This is a genomic window from Blastochloris viridis (genome assembly GCF_001402875.1).
GTDB lineage: Bacteria > Pseudomonadota > Alphaproteobacteria > Rhizobiales > Xanthobacteraceae > Blastochloris > Blastochloris viridis.
In genome coordinates this window covers 3,639,569-3,654,921 of sequence record NZ_CP012946.1, presented here as the reverse complement: position 1 = coordinate 3,654,921, position 15,353 = coordinate 3,639,569, and the positions used below count along the sequence as shown (strand labels likewise).

Annotated in this window: 15 protein-coding genes and 1 tRNA gene; 9 read left to right on the top strand and 7 right to left on the bottom strand. The window is 70.4% G+C overall.

Annotated features, from left to right (window positions below; all coding sequences use genetic code 11):
• Positions 1-4: 4 nt before the first annotated feature.
• Positions 5-784: an endonuclease III gene (gene nth, locus BVIR_RS15835; RefSeq protein ID WP_082417252.1), complete on the bottom strand. Its 780-nt coding sequence runs from the start codon at positions 782-784 to the stop codon at positions 5-7.
• A 134-nt stretch (positions 785-918) separates the two neighbouring features.
• On the opposite strand from nth, the gene BVIR_RS15830 reads away from it, so the two are divergent.
• The gene (locus BVIR_RS15830) at positions 919-1,833 is read left to right on the top strand and encodes a methylated-DNA--[protein]-cysteine S-methyltransferase (RefSeq protein WP_055038499.1); all 915 of its coding nucleotides are present in this window, start codon (positions 919-921) and stop codon (positions 1,831-1,833) included.
• A gap of 108 nt (positions 1,834-1,941) precedes the next feature.
• Here the strand turns inward: BVIR_RS15830 and BVIR_RS15825 are convergent, their stop codons facing one another.
• From BVIR_RS15825 to ybgC, 4 genes are all read right to left on the bottom strand, one after another.
• Positions 1,942-2,385, bottom strand: a complete 444-nt coding sequence (locus BVIR_RS15825) for a hypothetical protein (protein ID WP_060832950.1) — start codon at positions 2,383-2,385, stop codon at positions 1,942-1,944.
• A 174-nt stretch (positions 2,386-2,559) separates the two neighbouring features.
• Complete coding sequence (locus BVIR_RS15820) at positions 2,560-3,039, bottom strand: hypothetical protein (RefSeq protein ID WP_179944855.1); 480 nt, start codon at positions 3,037-3,039, stop codon at positions 2,560-2,562.
• Between the two features lie 408 nt (positions 3,040-3,447).
• On the bottom strand, positions 3,448-3,903 hold the full coding sequence (locus BVIR_RS15815) for a hypothetical protein (protein WP_055038497.1): 456 nt from the start codon (positions 3,901-3,903) through the stop codon (positions 3,448-3,450).
• 128 nt (positions 3,904-4,031) lie between these two features.
• Positions 4,032-4,526 (bottom strand): tol-pal system-associated acyl-CoA thioesterase, encoded by a 495-nt coding sequence (gene ybgC, locus BVIR_RS15810; RefSeq protein ID WP_055038496.1) that lies wholly within the window; start codon positions 4,524-4,526, stop codon positions 4,032-4,034.
• Positions 4,527-4,754: 228 nt separating this feature from the next.
• Between ybgC and BVIR_RS15805 the strand changes: the two genes are divergently transcribed.
• On the top strand, positions 4,755-6,764 hold the full coding sequence (locus BVIR_RS15805; protein WP_055038495.1) for a methyl-accepting chemotaxis protein: 2,010 nt from the start codon (positions 4,755-4,757) through the stop codon (positions 6,762-6,764).
• Between the two features lie 120 nt (positions 6,765-6,884).
• On the opposite strand, the gene ruvB is transcribed toward BVIR_RS15805, so the two are convergent.
• On the bottom strand, positions 6,885-7,934 hold the full coding sequence (gene ruvB / locus BVIR_RS15800) for a Holliday junction branch migration DNA helicase RuvB (RefSeq protein WP_055038494.1): 1,050 nt from the start codon (positions 7,932-7,934) through the stop codon (positions 6,885-6,887).
• 146 nt (positions 7,935-8,080) lie between these two features.
• Here ruvB and BVIR_RS15795 point away from each other — a divergent pair, with 146 nt between their 5' ends.
• From BVIR_RS15795 to BVIR_RS15770, 6 genes are all read left to right on the top strand, one after another.
• Entirely contained in the window at positions 8,081-8,722 is a 642-nt protein-coding gene (locus BVIR_RS15795; RefSeq protein WP_055038493.1) for a phosphoribosylanthranilate isomerase, read from the top strand.
• Between the two features lie 38 nt (positions 8,723-8,760).
• The gene (gene trpB, locus BVIR_RS15790; RefSeq protein ID WP_055038492.1) at positions 8,761-9,978 is read left to right on the top strand and encodes a tryptophan synthase subunit beta; all 1,218 of its coding nucleotides are present in this window, start codon (positions 8,761-8,763) and stop codon (positions 9,976-9,978) included.
• A gap of 151 nt (positions 9,979-10,129) precedes the next feature.
• Positions 10,130-10,963: a tryptophan synthase subunit alpha gene (trpA, locus tag BVIR_RS15785; protein ID WP_055038491.1), complete on the top strand. Its 834-nt coding sequence runs from the start codon at positions 10,130-10,132 to the stop codon at positions 10,961-10,963.
• A 168-nt stretch (positions 10,964-11,131) separates the two neighbouring features.
• Complete coding sequence (accD, locus tag BVIR_RS15780) at positions 11,132-12,085, top strand: acetyl-CoA carboxylase, carboxyltransferase subunit beta (RefSeq protein ID WP_055038490.1); 954 nt, start codon at positions 11,132-11,134, stop codon at positions 12,083-12,085.
• A 44-nt stretch (positions 12,086-12,129) separates the two neighbouring features.
• The gene (locus tag BVIR_RS15775) at positions 12,130-13,443 is read left to right on the top strand and encodes a bifunctional folylpolyglutamate synthase/dihydrofolate synthase (RefSeq protein ID WP_236823628.1); all 1,314 of its coding nucleotides are present in this window, start codon (positions 12,130-12,132) and stop codon (positions 13,441-13,443) included.
• A gap of 67 nt (positions 13,444-13,510) precedes the next feature.
• Positions 13,511-13,585, top strand: a tRNA-Gly gene (locus tag BVIR_RS15770).
• 67 nt (positions 13,586-13,652) lie between these two features.
• Here the strand turns inward: BVIR_RS15770 and BVIR_RS15765 are convergent.
• Positions 13,653-14,918, bottom strand: a complete 1,266-nt coding sequence (locus BVIR_RS15765) for a tetratricopeptide repeat protein (RefSeq protein WP_169788620.1) — start codon at positions 14,916-14,918, stop codon at positions 13,653-13,655.
• A gap of 311 nt (positions 14,919-15,229) precedes the next feature.
• Between BVIR_RS15765 and BVIR_RS17335 the strand changes: the two genes are divergently transcribed.
• Positions 15,230-15,352: a hypothetical protein gene (locus tag BVIR_RS17335; RefSeq protein ID WP_257720202.1), complete on the top strand. Its 123-nt coding sequence runs from the start codon at positions 15,230-15,232 to the stop codon at positions 15,350-15,352.
• The last annotated feature ends 1 nt before the right edge of the window (position 15,353 follow it).

The following is a 15,353-nucleotide window of genomic DNA, read 5'->3' as shown; positions in this document are numbered from 1 at the left end:
CGCGTCAGCCCGCCGTCTTGCCTGGGAACCGGCAGAGGTCGGCCACCGGGCAGTGGCCGCAGTCCGGCTTCAGCGCCTTGCAGACGTAGCGGCCGTGCAGGATCAGCCAGTGGTGGGCGTGGCGCTTGAACGCGTCCGGCACCACCCGCTCCAGCTCATCCTCCACCGCCAGCGGCGTCTTGCCCGGCGCAAGGCCGAGCCGGTTGGCGACCCGGAACATATGGGTGTCGACCGCCATGGTCGGCTCGCCGAACGCGGTGTTCAGCACCACGTTGGCGGTCTTGCGGCCGACCCCCGGCAGCGCTTCCAGCGCGGCGCGCTCGCGCGGCACCTCGCCGCCATGATCGGCGATCAGCCGCTCTGACAGCGCGACGACGTTCCTGGCCTTGTTGCGGTAGAGCCCGATGGTCTTGATGGCCTCGCGCAGCCGCTCCTCGCCCAGCGCCACCATCTTGGCCGGGGTGTCGGCGATAGCGAACAGCGGCTTGGTCGCCTTGTTGACCCCGGCGTCGGTGGACTGCGCCGACAGCACCACCGCCACCAGCAGGGTGAACGGGTTGACATAGACGAGCTCGCTGGTCGGCGACGGGTTGGCCGCCTCGAAGCGGCGGAACAGTTGGACGATTTCGTCCGGCGTCAGGCGCGCCACCGCGGCGCCGAGCCGGGCCGCCGTGGCGTTGGCCTTGGCGCGGCCGCGCGCCGTCGCGGCGGTCTCGTGTGGCGGCGCCTCGGCCTCGTCGCCGGTGGCGGAACGGGGCGGATCGAACATGGGTTTGCGCGGCATGGCAGGGTCCGGACCGGAACGCTTCCTATATCCGGCTTGGCGGTGCGAGACCACGGCCGCGGACGCGGCGAAATCGGGTGGCGCGGTTGGCGCATTCGGTCACACTGCTGGCGCAGCGTTCCCGGAGGCTGGCTATGCTCGACCGCGCCACCTTAACACCTGATGCCGGCCCGAACCTTGGCTCAAGCCTTGATGCGCAGGCCGATTGGTGCGCCGACTATGAGGTGGTGCGGCGGGCGATCGCCTTCATCACCGAGGCGTGGCGCAGCCAGCCCGAGGCCGAGGCCATCGCCACCGCCGCCGGCGTCGACATTCGCACCCTCAACGCGCTGTTCCGGCGCTGGGCCGGGCTGACGCCGAAGGGGTTTTTGCAGGCGGTGACGCTCGACCACGCCAAACGGGTGCTGGCGGGAAGCGGCAACGTGCTCGACGCTGCGTTCGAGCTTGGCCTGTCCGGCCCCGGCCGGCTGCACGATCTGTTCGTCACCCATGAGGCGATGTCGCCCGGCGAATGGCAGCGCGGCGGCGCCGGCGCGGTGGTGCGGTTCGGCTTCCACCCCTCCCCGTTCGGCACCGCCCTGGTGATGGCGACCGCGCGCGGCCTCGCCGGTCTCGCCTTCGCCGACCCCGGCGGCGAGGCGGCGGCGCTGGCTGACATGCGGGCGCGGTGGCCGGCGGCACAGTTCGAGGATTGTCGCGACGCCACCGCGCCGCTGGTCCGGCGCATCTTTGACCCAACGGCATGGCAGCCTGAGGTGCCGCTGCGGGTGGTGCTGATCGGCAGCGACTTCGAGATCAGAGTGTGGGAGACACTGCTGAAGATCCCGTTCGGCCGGGCGGCGAGCTATGCGGCCCTGGCGCACGACATCGGCCGGCCCACAGCGGCGCGGGCGGTCGGCGCGGCGGTCGGCCGCAACCCGATCGCGTTCGTGGTGCCCTGCCACCGCGTGGTCGGCAGCGGCGGCGCCCTCACCGGCTACCACTGGGGGCTGACGCGCAAGCGCGCCATGCTGGGCTGGGAGGCGGGGTGGCGCGCCGCAGCGGCCTAGAGCATTTTTCGCACAAGTGGGATCCGGTTGTGCGAAAGAAAATGCGAAATAACAAAGACCTAAAGCATCCGACCTGATGCAGTCAGGTCGGATGACGCTCTAGCGGCATCACGTCGCCAGGCGGCCGGGGGCGGAGGATTTCGCCCGCGGCTGCTCGGCCGGCGCGGGATGGTGATGGGCGCCCGCCTTCGCTCCCGCCGGCAGCTGCAGCACCGTCACCTTCTGGCCGGGCCGCAGCGTCGTCAGCAGCACGATGCGCCCGTCCGGGAATTCCAGCGCGTCGCGGTGGGCGTAGACGCTGTCGGTCTCGAGCTGGCGGAAGCGCGCGAGCCGGGCGTGGATTTTCCTGCGCGGCATCAGCCAGAACGAGGAGACGCACTCGACGTCGGTCTCGAACCGAAGCTCGGTTCCCGGCAACAGGCAAACGGCGACCTCCGGCTCGGCCGGCGCAGCAAAGCCGCGGGTCACCGAATTCTCGAACTTCCGGGAGACCAGCGTTTCGCCGACTTTGGCCGGCCGGGAGGTCACATGGTGAAGACTGTAATCGCACATCAACGTTCTCCGTCGAAGACAGCGAAGAGCGCCGGTTCGCGACCCGGCCGAATGAGGGTGGCGCCCGGGCCCCTCGGCCACTCGCGTCAACCGGTTTCCGGGATCACGACGTGATCACCCGGAAACCGAATCAGAACGGGATTTTCGACGACCGGCACACCAATGCCGGCGCGATCAGTCGGAAGCCATCGCACCGGCCAGAGCCGGCGGGCGCTGCCCGGCCTCCTCCGTCGGCGCAGTTGCGGGTTCGGCGTCCTCGTCGGCGGGGTGGTGATGGTCGGCCTCGCCGGACACCCCGGCCGGAAGCTGCAGCACGGTGGCGCGCTGGCCCTGGCACAAATGGGTGACCAGCACCGTCTCGCCGTTGGGGAATTCCAGCGCGTCGTGATGGAGATAGGGGTTCTCCAGATTCACCTGACGGAAGCGGGCGAGGTTGGCGCCGACGGTCTTGTTGGACAGCATTCCGTACGCGAACTCGCACTCCACGTTCTTCTCGAACCCAAGTTCGGTGCCCGGCAGCAGGCACACCGCAACGTTCGGCTCGTCCGGCGAGGTGAAGCCCCGCGTGATCGAGTTGGGGAACGTCGTCGAGACCAGCGTTTCGCCGACCTTGGCCGGCCGGGACGCCACATGATGAAGACTGTAGTCGCACATGTGAGGCTTCCTCTGGTTACGAACAGCCGAAAGAGTCAGGTGCCGCGGAGGAACCCACGGCGGCCGATTCCACGATGACGGTTGCTGAAGCGTCCGGGCTGCGCCGGGCGCCCCGTTACCGATGGGTCGAAAATGTCCGAGCCAGAGCGGATGTTCCGGAGGGCAAGGCCCTGCGGCAACGTCGCGCGGTGGCAAAACCGGGACGATCGCGGCAGCTGTCGGAATTTCGGGAAGGTCAGCGTGGCCTTGGCCGCGGCTCGGCCGTCACGTCAGAGCACCGTCCGCACCGCGCGCGCCGGGTGCGACAGGCGCTGGGCGCGAACGGCAATGCAAGGCCTCGAAGGCTCACAGCGGCCGTCCGGTTCAATCGGATCGGCGGAGGCTCGAATAGTCAGCCCGGCGCCGGTCCTAAATGAACATCGGGTGGCCGGAGTCGTCGGCAGGCTCCGCCAGCAGCCGGATATTCTCGAGCGGCATTTGGTGGGCGTCGCGACTGCGGGATCGGGCGGCCTCGCTCAAAGTCGGCAGCCGCACCACGGTGGCGCGCTGGCCCTCGCACAGCTGCGTGAGCAACAGCAGCTGGGTGCCGCCGAACTCCAGCGCATCGTGGTGGATGCAGGGGTTGTCGATCACCACTTGGCGAAGGCGGGCCAGCCGGTGCCCGGTCGGCGCAGCGCCGGCCGAGGGCTCGCAGGCCACCGGCTCGGTGAAGCGGATCTCGCTGCCCGGCGGCAGCCCCACCGCCACCGAGGGATCGTCGGCCGCGGCAAAGCCGCGGAGGTCGTGACGGCCGAACGTGGTCAGCACCAGTTCGTCGCCCGGTTCGGCCAGCCGGGTCTTGATGTGACGGTCGATCTCGCCCATGCGCCGCATCCTCCCTCGTTTTTCTGCCGGACCACCGTTGCGCCCGCGAGACCAAGCGGTCCGGGGCGGTTCAGGTCACGTCATGGCTGGACAATGCGGTGAGGGAGCGGAGGTTCCGCCGGGCGCCGTCAGGCCGGGCCGACGTCGGCACCCATCACCTTGCGCAACGCCAGCGGGATGCGGGTGGCGCGCTCGCCGGCGACGAAGGCGACCTTGACCTCAGCCGCCACCAGGACCTCGCCGTCGCGCCGCACGCTCTGGGCCAGGGTGAGCGAGGCCCCGCGCACTTCGGCCGGGTGGGTGTGGACCTCCAGAATGTCGTCGATTCGCGCCGGGCGGCGGAAGTCGAGGTCCATGTGGCGGACCACGAAGGCGAAGCCGGCGCCGACCTCCTTCACCGCCTCCTCGAACAGCGCGCCCTGCTCGACGCCGAGCAGGCGCAGATAATCGGAACGGCTGCGCTCCATGTAGCGCAGGAAGTTGGCGTGATAGACGAAGCCGGAGAAATCGGTGTCCTCGTAATAGACCCGCACCGCCAGCACGTGGCCGCCGGGTACCAGACGGCCGGCAAGGTCCGGCCAGGATCGGCCCTGCGGGCCGGCAGTGTCGTTCACGTCAGTCATGTTCGCTCGTCGCCCCCATCGATGAAGAATGCCGCGTCGGCGCTGTTGTCGCCGGGCGCGCGCGATGCCGGCACCGCAGATGAATTCATTTGTAACTTTCGGTGTGCGGCCGTCGGCGCGATCAGGTCTTGCCCTCACCCGATATGACAGCGGCATAACGTCATCGTAAACCTCGCTCTAATCATTTCAGCGCCATGGCTGACGTAACGTTCACGCCAGGAACAAGCCATGCTCGCGAAACTCGGGTTGCGGACCCGAATCCTCGGCGCGGTCGCGCTCTTTCTCGTGCCGCTCGCCTATGTCACGTGGTCGCTGCTGTCGCTTCAGCTCGCCGAGATCCGCACCGCGGAACGCGAGCGGGTCGGCAACCGCTATCTGATGGCGATCGCCGACGTTAACACCGCGCTCGCCGAGCGCACCCGCGCCTGGGATTTCGGCATGCCGACCAGCAGCGATCTCGCCGCTGCGGCGGCCAAACTCAAGGCGGCCGAGGCCGAGTTCGGCGCCGGCTATGGAACCGGGGCGGAAAACGCCCGCGCCGCCGAGCTGCTCGAGGCGATGGCCGCCGCCAAGCGTCTCGACCGCGGCAAGGTGCTGGCGGTGACCGAATCCCTCACCAGGCTCCGCCAGGCGGTGCTCGATCAGTCCGGTCTGATCCTCGACCCCAAGCTCGATACCTACCATATGATGGATCTGGCCGGTCAGGTGATGCCGGCATTGTCCGAGTCGGTGCGCAACCTCGGCAATCGCGGCCGGCGCTTCTCGTCCGCCAACGTGTCGGACGAATCGCGGGTCGAACTGTTGATCGCCGGCGGCGCCTTCGATCTGGTCCGCCAGCGTTTTGGCGGCGTGGTCGCGCGCGTGCTGGAGAACGTCACCCGGCCGGACGTCCACGCTCGCATGGTGGCCGCGCGCGACCACGCGGTGCCGGCGGTCGATCGGCTGGGCGAGGCGGTGCGCCGCACCGCGCTCGGCGATCCGGTCGGCAGCTTCGCGCTGCACGACCTTGAGGTCGCGGCCGCGACTGCGCTCACCGCGTTCATCGCCACCGCCAGCGCCGACCTCGACCTTCTGATCGCCGACCGCATTGCCGACAACCGGGCGCAGAGCCTGACCTTGTTGCTGATCGCCGCTGGCACCTTCTGCTGCGCGGTGGCGGCGATCTACGCGCTGCTGTCACATGGGGTGTTCAATCCGCTCGACCGCATGACCGTCGCGCTGACCCGTCTGGCGGACGGCGACGTCACCGTCACGGTCGATCCCGCCAGCGGCGGCGAGGTCGGCCGCATGGCCGCTGCCGTGCTGACGCTGCGCGGCTCGATCGAGGAGCGTCAGCGGCTGGAGGCCGAACGCGCCGCCACCCGCGCCGGGATCGAGCGCACCGAGCGCCGCCGCCAGAGCCTTACCGAGGATTTCGACCGCGCCAGCGGCGCCGTGCTCGGCGCGGTGTCCGCGGTGGTGACCGACCTGCGTGCGGCGGCGCGCCACGTCCGCGACGAGATCGAGCTGGCCGGCGTCCGCTCCGGTTCGGTGGTCGAGGCCGCCGGCCGTGCCGCCACCGCGGTGGAAACCGCCCGCCGCTCCAGCACCGACCTCGACAGCGCCAGCGCCGACATCGCCGCGCGCGCCGACGCTGAGGCCAAGATCGCCGAGCGCGCCTTGGTCGCAACCGAACGGGTCGAGGCGGCGATCGAACGGCTCGGCGGCATCGCCGCCGGTATCGACCAGGTGGTGGCGACAATCGCCGCCATCGCCTCTCAGACCAACCTGCTCGCGCTCAACGCCACCATCGAGGCGGCGCGCGCCGGCGATTCCGGTGCCGGCTTCGCGGTGGTCGCCGCCGAGGTCAAGGGCCTCGCCCGCGAGACCTCCCGCGCCACCGACGACGTCGGCGAGCAGATCAAGGCGGTGCAGCAGGCGGTCGACGACGCCACCGCGCTGACGCGCGAGCTCGGCGGCACCATCCGCGACCTCCACGTCTCCTCCCAGGCCATCCAGCAGGAAACCGCGCAGCAGATCGCGCTGGCGGCGAGCATCGTCGAGGCGATGGGCACCGCCGAAACCGGCGCCTCCACCGTCACCCGCGACATCGCCGACGTGCAGCACGCGGTGGCGTCCACCGACGCGGTGGTGGCCAAGCTGACCGCGACCGCCGAGACGCTCGACCGCGAGTTCGAGCAGCTCCGGGAGCGTACCGAGACGTTCCTGCATGGCGTCCGCGCCGCCGACGCGGCGTGACACCAAATCCGGTCGATCGCGCTGGGCTTTCGTCGCCGGCGTTGGCTCCAGATGTTCGAGACGGCGGCTGAGCCCGCCGTCTCACCCTGCGGCCCGTGATGAGGCCCGGCACGGGCGTTCTCACCCGTCCCCCTCGTCCTGGAACAGCTGGAACTGCGGCGTCTCGCGCACCGGCTCGGCGAGGCCGAGGTGGCGGAAGGCCTGGGCGGTGAGGAGCCGCCCGCGCGGTGTGCGCTGCACGAAGCCCTGCTGGATCAGATAGGGCTCGATGATTTCCTCGATGGCGTCGCGCGGCTCCGACAGCGCCGCGGCGATGGTCTCGATCCCCACCGGGCCGCCGCCGAAATTGTGCGCGATCATCGACAGATAGCGGCGGTCCATGGCGTCCAGCCCGGCGGCGTCGACTTCCAGCGCCACCAGGGCGCGGTCGGCCACGGTGCGGTCGATCGCCCCGGACTTGTCGACCAGCGCGAAATCGCGCACCCGCCGCAGCAGCCGGCCGGCGATGCGCGGGGTGCCGCGGGCTCGTCGGGCGATCTCGTTGGCGCCCTCCGGCGTCACGCCGATGCCGAACACCCGGGCGCCGCGGCTGACGATGAATTCCAGCTCGGCGACGGTGTAGAAATTGAGCCGCACCGGAATGCCGAAGCGGTCGCGCAGCGGCGTGGTGAGGAGGCCGGCGCGGGTGGTGGCGCCGACCAGCGTGAACTTGGCGAGGTCGATGCGCACCGAGCGCGCCGCCGGCCCCTCGCCGATGATCAGGTCGAGCTGAAAATCCTCCATGGCGGGGTAGAGGATCTCCTCCACCGCCGGGTTGAGGCGATGGATTTCGTCGATGAACAGCACGTCGCGCTCCTCCAGATTGGTGAGGAGGGCGGCCAGGTCGCCGGCTTTGGCGATCACCGGGCCGGAGGTGGCGCGAAAGCCGACATTGAGCTCCTTGGCGACGATCTGGGCCAGCGTGGTTTTGCCGAGGCCGGGGGGCCCGACGAACAGCACGTGGTCGAGCGCTTCCTTGCGCTGGCGCGCCGCCTCGATGAACACTTCGAGGTTGGCGCGGGCCTGGGCCTGGCCGACGAAATCGGCCAGGCGCTGCGGCCTGAGCGTGGCGTCGGGCGTATCGTCCTCGCGCTTGTCGGGCTGCACCAGGCGGCGGGGGGGCGTGGTCACGGCAGTCCCTCTTGCGGTCGCGGGGTCCGGTCGGCAGCCCGGTTATACCCCGGCGGGGTCGGCAGGCCAGCCCGCAGGCCCGCTGGCGCTGCGGCGGTCGCCGCGACGCTCGCACGCGCGCGCGAAGTTCGCTATAGACCCCGCCAATGACCGTGCTCGTCAAGATCTGTGGGCTCTCGACCTTTGCGACGCTGGATGCGGCGCTGGAGGCGGGCGCCGACATGGTGGGGCTGGTGTTCTTCGCCAAGAGCCCGCGCCATCTGTCGCTGGCGGCTGCGGCCGAGCTTGCCGCCCATGCCCGTGGCCGGGCGCGGGTGGTGGCGCTGACCGTGGACGCCGACGACGCGGCGCTGGCCGGCATCGTGGACGCCGTTGCGCCCGACGTTCTTCAGCTCCATGGCCGCGAGAGCCCGGAGCGGGTGGCGGAGGTACGCGCAAGGTTCGGCCGGCCGGTGATCAAGGCGGTTGCGATCGGCGGTCGCGACGACCTTGGCGCGGTGGCGGGCTATGCCGCGGTCGCCGACATGCTGCTGTTCGATGCCAAGCCCGCGCCGACCGCAGCCCTGCCCGGCGGCAACGGCCTTGCCTTCGACCATCGTCTGGTGGCCGGTCTTGACCCCGGCGTGCCCGTCATGCTGTCTGGCGGCCTCGATCCCGCAACCGTGGCGCAGGCGATTGACTTGGTCAGGCCGGCCGCGGTTGACGTTTCCTCGGGGGTCGAGCGCGCTCCGGGCGACAAGGACCCGGCCATGATCCGCGCCTTCATCGCGGCGGCGCGGGCCGCTTGACGCGGCATTGCCCGCGATCCTTTGAAGGAGCCGCCGCAGTGACGGTGCATCAACCCAATTCCTTCCGCACCGGACCCGACGAGCGCGGCCGGTTCGGCGATTTCGGCGGCCGCTTCGTCGCCGAGACCCTGATGCCGCTGATCCTCGACCTGGAAGCCGCCTATGCCGCGGCCAAGGCCGACCCGGCCTACCGGCAGGAGATGGACGGCTACCTCAGCCATTATGTCGGCCGGCCCAGCCCGCTCTATTTCGCCGAGCGGCTGACCGACCATTTCGGCGGCGCCAAAATCTACCTCAAGCGCGAGGAGCTGAACCACACCGGTTCCCACAAGGTGAACAACGTTCTCGGCCAGATCCTGCTCGCCCGCCGCATGGGCAAGAAGCGCATCATCGCCGAAACCGGCGCCGGCCAGCACGGCGTCGCCACTGCCACCCTGTGCGCCCGCTTCGGCCTCGAATGCGTGGTCTATATGGGCGCGGTCGACGTCGAGCGTCAAAAGCCCAACGTATTCCGCATGAAGCTGCTCGGCGCCACGGTAGTGCCGGTGCAATCCGGCAGCAAGACGCTGAAGGATGCCATGAACGAGGCGCTTCGCGACTGGGTCACCAACGTCGCGACCACGTTCTACTGCATCGGCACGGTGGCCGGCCCCCACCCCTACCCGATGATGGTTCGCGACTTCCAATCCATCATCGGCCGCGAAACCCGCGAGCAGATGCTGGCGACCGAGGGCCGTCTGCCCGATTCGCTGGTGGCCTGCATCGGCGGCGGCTCCAACGCCATGGGGCTGTTCCACCCCTTCCTCGACGATCCCGCCGTCGAGATCTTCGGGGTCGAGGCGGCCGGCCACGGCATTTCCAGCGGCCTCCACGCCGCCTCGCTGTCCGGCGGCAAGCCCGGCGTGCTGCACGGCAACCGCACCTTTTTGTTGATGAGCGAGGACGGCCAGATCGACGAGGCCCACTCGATCTCGGCCGGCCTCGATTATCCCGGCATCGGGCCGGAGCACGCCTTCCTGCACGAGACCGGCCGGGTGAGCTATCTCTCGGCGACCGACGAGGAAGCGCTCGCGGCATTCCAGCTGTTGTCCAAGCTCGAGGGCATCATCCCGGCGCTGGAGCCGGCCCATGCCTTGGCCAAGGTCGCCGAGCTGGCGCCGGCGCGGCCGAAGGACCATCTGATGGTGGTCAGCCTCTCCGGCCGCGGCGACAAGGATGTGCCGCAGGTGTCCGAGATGCTGGAGAGCCGGCTGTGATGACCGGGGCCGACCACGCCCGCGGCGCCCGTCCCCGTTGCGGGGCAGGGTTGGCGGTGTTGCCGCCGGTTAGCCGCACCCTTGCCCCCCTCCCGGCGCCTTTCGCGCCGCCCTCCCCCGCCGCGGGAGAGGAAACCGGCAGAGCAATCGCATGACCGCCCGCCTCGACGCCAAGTTTGCCGCGCTCGCCCAGCAGGGCCGCGCCGGGCTTGTGACCTTCCTCACCGCCGGCGACCCCGACCCCGGCACCACGCTCGAGCTGCTGACGGGCCTGCCGGCGGCAGGCGCCGACGTCATCGAGCTCGGCATGCCGTTCTCCGACCCGATGGCCGACGGCCCGGCCATCCAGTGGTCGTCGCTGCGGGCGCTGAAGGCGGGCCAGACCCTGGCGAAGACGCTCGATCTGGTGCGCGCCTTCCGGGCCGGCGACGACACCACGCCGCTGGTGCTGATGGGCTACTACAACCCGATCTACGTCTATGGTGTCGCGCGATTCCTGGCAGATGCCAAGGCCGCCGGGGTCGACGGCCTGATCGTGGTCGATCTGCCGCCGGAGGAGGACGACGAATTGTGCCTGCCGGCGCTGGATGCCGGCATCGCCTTCATCCGCCTCGCCACCCCGACCACCGACGATCAGCGCCTGCCCAAGGTGCTCGCGAACACCGCCGGCTTCGTCTATTACGTCTCGATCACCGGCGTCACCGGCACCGCGACCCCCGACTTCGACAAGGTCGGCGCTGCCGTCGCCCGGCTGAAGCGCCACACGCGGCTGCCGGTCGCGGTCGGCTTCGGCGTCAAGACCGCCGCCCACGCCGGCGCGGTGGCGCGCGGCGCCGACGCGGTGGTGGTCGGCTCGGCGCTGGTGGAGACGGTGCGCACCTCGCTCGACGCCGAGGGGCTCGCCACCGACAAGACGGTGCCGGCGGTGCTCGGCCTCGTCCGCGAGCTCGCCGCCGGCGTGCGCGGCGCCGTTCGCGCCGCCTAGCGGCCCGGCCGCCGCACCTCGGCGCCAGGACCGGTTCGGCGCGGGCGGACACGACCAATGCGACCCGATCGGACGACGTGATGTTTCGTTCGCGGAGCATCGTGCAGAAAACAGGTTAGTTTCGGAGCAACAAAAATGCCCGTCGAATCCGGCATGAGAGGACCAGCCATGAACTGGATTTCGAATACGCTGCGTCCGAAGATCCGCACGCTGTTCAAGACCGAGACGCCGGAGAACCTGTGGATCAAGTGTCCCGAAACCGGGCAGATGGTGTTCCACCGCGATCTCGAGGCCAACCAGTACGTTGTGCCCGGCTCGAACTACCACATGCGCATGGGCGCGACGCTGCGGCTGAAGTCGGTGTTCGACAACGCCACCTGGTACGACATCTCGCTGCCGGAAGCGCCGGTCGATCCGCTCAAGTTCCGTGACGAAAAGCGCTACATCGACCGTCTCAAGGACGCCCGCACCAAGACCAGCATGCAGGACGCCGTCAAGCTCGGCTTCGGCAAGCTGGAGGGCCTGCCGGTGGTGATCGGCGTGCAGGACTTCTCCTTCATGGGCGGCTCGCTCGGCATGGCGGCCGGCGAAGCCATCGTCAAAGGGCTGGAGACCGCGCTCGAAAAGAGCACGCCCTTCATCCTGTTCGCCGCCTCCGGTGGCGCCCGCATGCAGGAGGGCATCCTGTCCCTAATGCAGATGCCGCGAACCACGGTGGCGGTGCAGCGCCTGCGCGAGGCGAAGAAGCCCTACATCGTGGTGCTGACCAACCCGACCACCGGCGGCGTCACCGCGTCCTACGCCATGCTCGGCGACATCCACATCGCCGAGCCCGGCGCGCTGATCGGCTTCGCCGGCCCGCGCGTGATCGAGCAGACCATCCGCGAGAAGTTGCCGGAAGGGTTCCAGCGCGCCGAATATCTGCGCGCCCACGGCATGATCGACCTCGTGGTGCACCGCCACGACATGCGTTCGACGCTGGCGCGGCTGTGCCACCTGCTGACCAAGACGCCGCTGCCGGCGGTCGAAACCGTGGCGGCGGCGGCGGAGACGGCGCCGCCGCCCGAGCCGGTCGCCGCCGCGGCGCCCGAGCCGGCCCCGGTAGAGACGCCCGCGAGCTGAACGCGCCCGCGCTGACCCCGACAGGGCGCCGCCCGGAGGACGCCGTGACCGCCGTTGACGCCGTGCTGGCGCGGCTTGCTGCGCTCCACCCCAAGACCATCGACCTGTCGCTCGAGCGCATCGCCCGGCTGCTGGCGCGGCTGGGCGATCCGCAGCTCAAGCTGCCGCCGGTGATCCACGTCGCCGGCACCAACGGCAAGGGCTCGACCGTCGCCTTTCTGCGGGCGATGCTGGAAGCGGCCGGCCGCCGCGTCCACGTCTACACCTCGCCCCACCTCGTCCGCTTCAACGAGCGCTTCCGCATCGGCCGCGTCAGCGGCGGCCGGCTGGTCACCGACGACGAACTGGTCGCGGTGCTCACCGACATCGAGCGCGTCAATGCCGGCGAGCCGATCACCGTGTTCGAGGTCACCACGGTGGCGGGGCTGGCGCTGTTCGCGCAGCATCCCGCCGACGTCACTTTGCTCGAGGTCGGCATGGGCGGGCGGTTCGACGCCACCAACGTGATCGAGCGGCCGGCCGCCACGGTCATCACCCCGATCTCGTTCGACCACATGGATTTTCTCGGCACCACCCTGGCGGCGATCGCCGGCGAGAAGGCCGGTATTCTCAAGCGCCGGGTGCCGGCGGTGTCGGCGCGCCAGCCGCCTGAGGCGCTCGCGGTGATCGAGCGCCAGGCAGCGCGCCTCGCCGCGCCGCTCGCCGTCTCCGGCGAGCAGTGGCACGCCCATGAGGAGGGTGGCCGGATGGTCTATCAGGATGACGACGGCCTGCTCGACCTGCCGCGGCCGCGGCTGGTCGGCCGCCACCAGATCGAGAACGCCGGCGCCGCCATCGCCGCGCTGCGGACGGCCGGGTTCGTGCTGCCGACCTCGGCCTATGAGGCCGGCGTCGCCGGCGCCGACTGGCCGGCGCGGCTGCAGCGATTGGGCAGCGGCCGGCTGATCCGGCTGTTGCCGCAGGGCGCCGAGCTGTGGCTGGACGGCGGCCACAATGCCGGCGGGGCCGAGGTCGCCGCCGCGGCGCTGGCCGACCTGGAAGAGCGGGCGCCGAAGCCGCTGGCGCTGGTGTGCGGCATGCTCGACACCAAGGAGCCGCTGCCGTTCCTCCAGCATTTCGCCGGGCTGTCGCGCCGTCTGGTGGCGGTGCCGGTGCCGGGCAGCGACCGCGGCCGCCCGGCGGCGGCGCTGGCCGAGACCGCCCGTGCGCTGGGTTTCACCGCCGATGTCGCCGGCGACGTCGAGGCGGCGCTGGCCCGGCTCGCTGGCGAGTTCGCGGTGCCGCCGCGGCTGCTGGTGACCGGCTCGCTCTATCTGGCCGGCGACGTGCTGGCGCGCGACGGCACCCTGCCGAGCTGACGGCTGTGCGGTTCGCGCGCACGCCCTCTTGCCCCCGGCCGCGCTTCCTCGCTAATGTCTGCCCGACGCGGGCGTAGTTCAGTGGTAGAACATCAGCTTCCCAAGCTGAGTGTCGTGGGTTCGATTCCCATCGCCCGCTCCAACGCCCAATCCAGCAAACTCGAAGAAACGCTGTCGGTGCGTGGCGGCGTGGCGCCGAAGGCTTGCGTTCACCGCCAAGCCGGGAATAGCCGCAGGGCGCTGGCGTAGTTCGCCGGGCCGACGGCGTTGGGTTTTCGCCTCGGCGGGTAGCGTTTCGGTGGCGGGGCGGCCGGCCGGAACAGGTTCACCAGCAGCGCGAACGGTCCGGCCGACAGCGCCTGCGCCGAATATGCGCGCGCGCGAGCGGACCGCGCCGCCTCGGCGCGGTCGCGCCTGGCCGCCGCCGATTCGCTCGGCCGCGGCCGCCGCGTCGGTGATACCTCGGCACGCCGCACCTTGGCGCTGGAGGCTTCGGGGTTCGATTCGGCCGCCGGCGGCTCGGCCAGGCGCCGCGCCTGGCCGAAATCGGCGCGGGCGAGGTCGAGTTGGCCCTTGGCATGATAGACGTTGCCGCGGTTGTGGAAGGCGTTGGCAGCGGCCGAGTTGAGCCGGATTGCCTCGTCATAGTCGGCGATGGCCTGATCGAGCCGACCCTGGCGGGTGAAGGCGTTGCCGCGGTTGAACAGGGCGGGGGCGAACGCGCGGTCGAGCCGAAGGGCGGCGTCGTAGTCGGCGATGGCGCGGTCGAGCTGGCCGCTGGCCTTGTAGGTGATGCCGCGATTGTTGAACGCTGCGGCGTGGCTTGGATGGAGCCGGATCGCCTGGTCGAAGTCGGCGATCGCCTTGGCGAATTCGCCCCTGGCGCGCAAGGCCAGCCCGCGATTGTTGAAGGCGTCGGCGAAGCTCGGGTCGAGTTCGATCGCCGCGCTGTAATCGGCGATGGCGCGGTCGGCGCTGCCTTTGCCCCAATAGGCGAGCCCGCGATTGTAGAGCGTCTGGGCGGAAGTGGGATCGAGCTGGATGGCCTCGTCATAGGCCGCAATGGCGCGGTCGAACTGGCCGGCATCGAGCTGGACGTTACCGCGGCCGGTGATCGCGGCCACCGCCTCGGGCCGTGCCGTCGCGGCGTCGAGGCTGGCGGTGCGGATTTTCCCCGGCGAGCTGTTGGCGGCGCCGGGCGGCACGGTGCCGCTCGGCCGCTCCTGGCGGGTGCGAGCGGCCGTGGTGTTGGCCACCACCGGTCCGGCGTCGTGGCGCAGGACGGCAGAACCGCGGCCGGTCGAATCGCCGCGGCGCGAGGCAAGGCCGGCCGGCAGCACCTTCGCGCACGCCAGCACCGTCGTCTCGTCCGATCGCAGCCGGCAGACGTCGAACTCGTTGGCCGCGTTCCAGATCAGGCCGACTGCCGCGACAAAAACTCCGGATGCCGCCCACACAAGCCAACGCGACGCCATGACGCCATCCTCGCCGCCCCGTCCGCCCGCGATGGCATGGCCGGCGGTTTCACCATACCGCATCCATGCCACAAATTGTCGCTGCGGCAACCTGACCCTGCAATACGCAACTAAGAGGACAGGATGCGGCGTTCGACAAGAGCCATGACAACCGTAGTCGCCACGATATCGTTCCGGCACGCCGCGGTCGGCAATTGCGGCCGGCGCTGCGACGGATGGACGGCACCCTGGCGTCTGGCCATAATCGGGCCATGACCCAGGCAGGCGACGTCCCTGGTCGGTCGGCAGCCAGGCCGGCATGGCGGTGGGCGATGGTCGCGAGCGCGGCCGTTGCGGCGTTCGGCGTCGGCCTCGGCGCCGGGCTGTTGTGGACGACTCAGGGCGGCGCGGTGTTCTACGAGCTGGTAACGGCCGGGTTGTCGGCCTGTTTCTGAA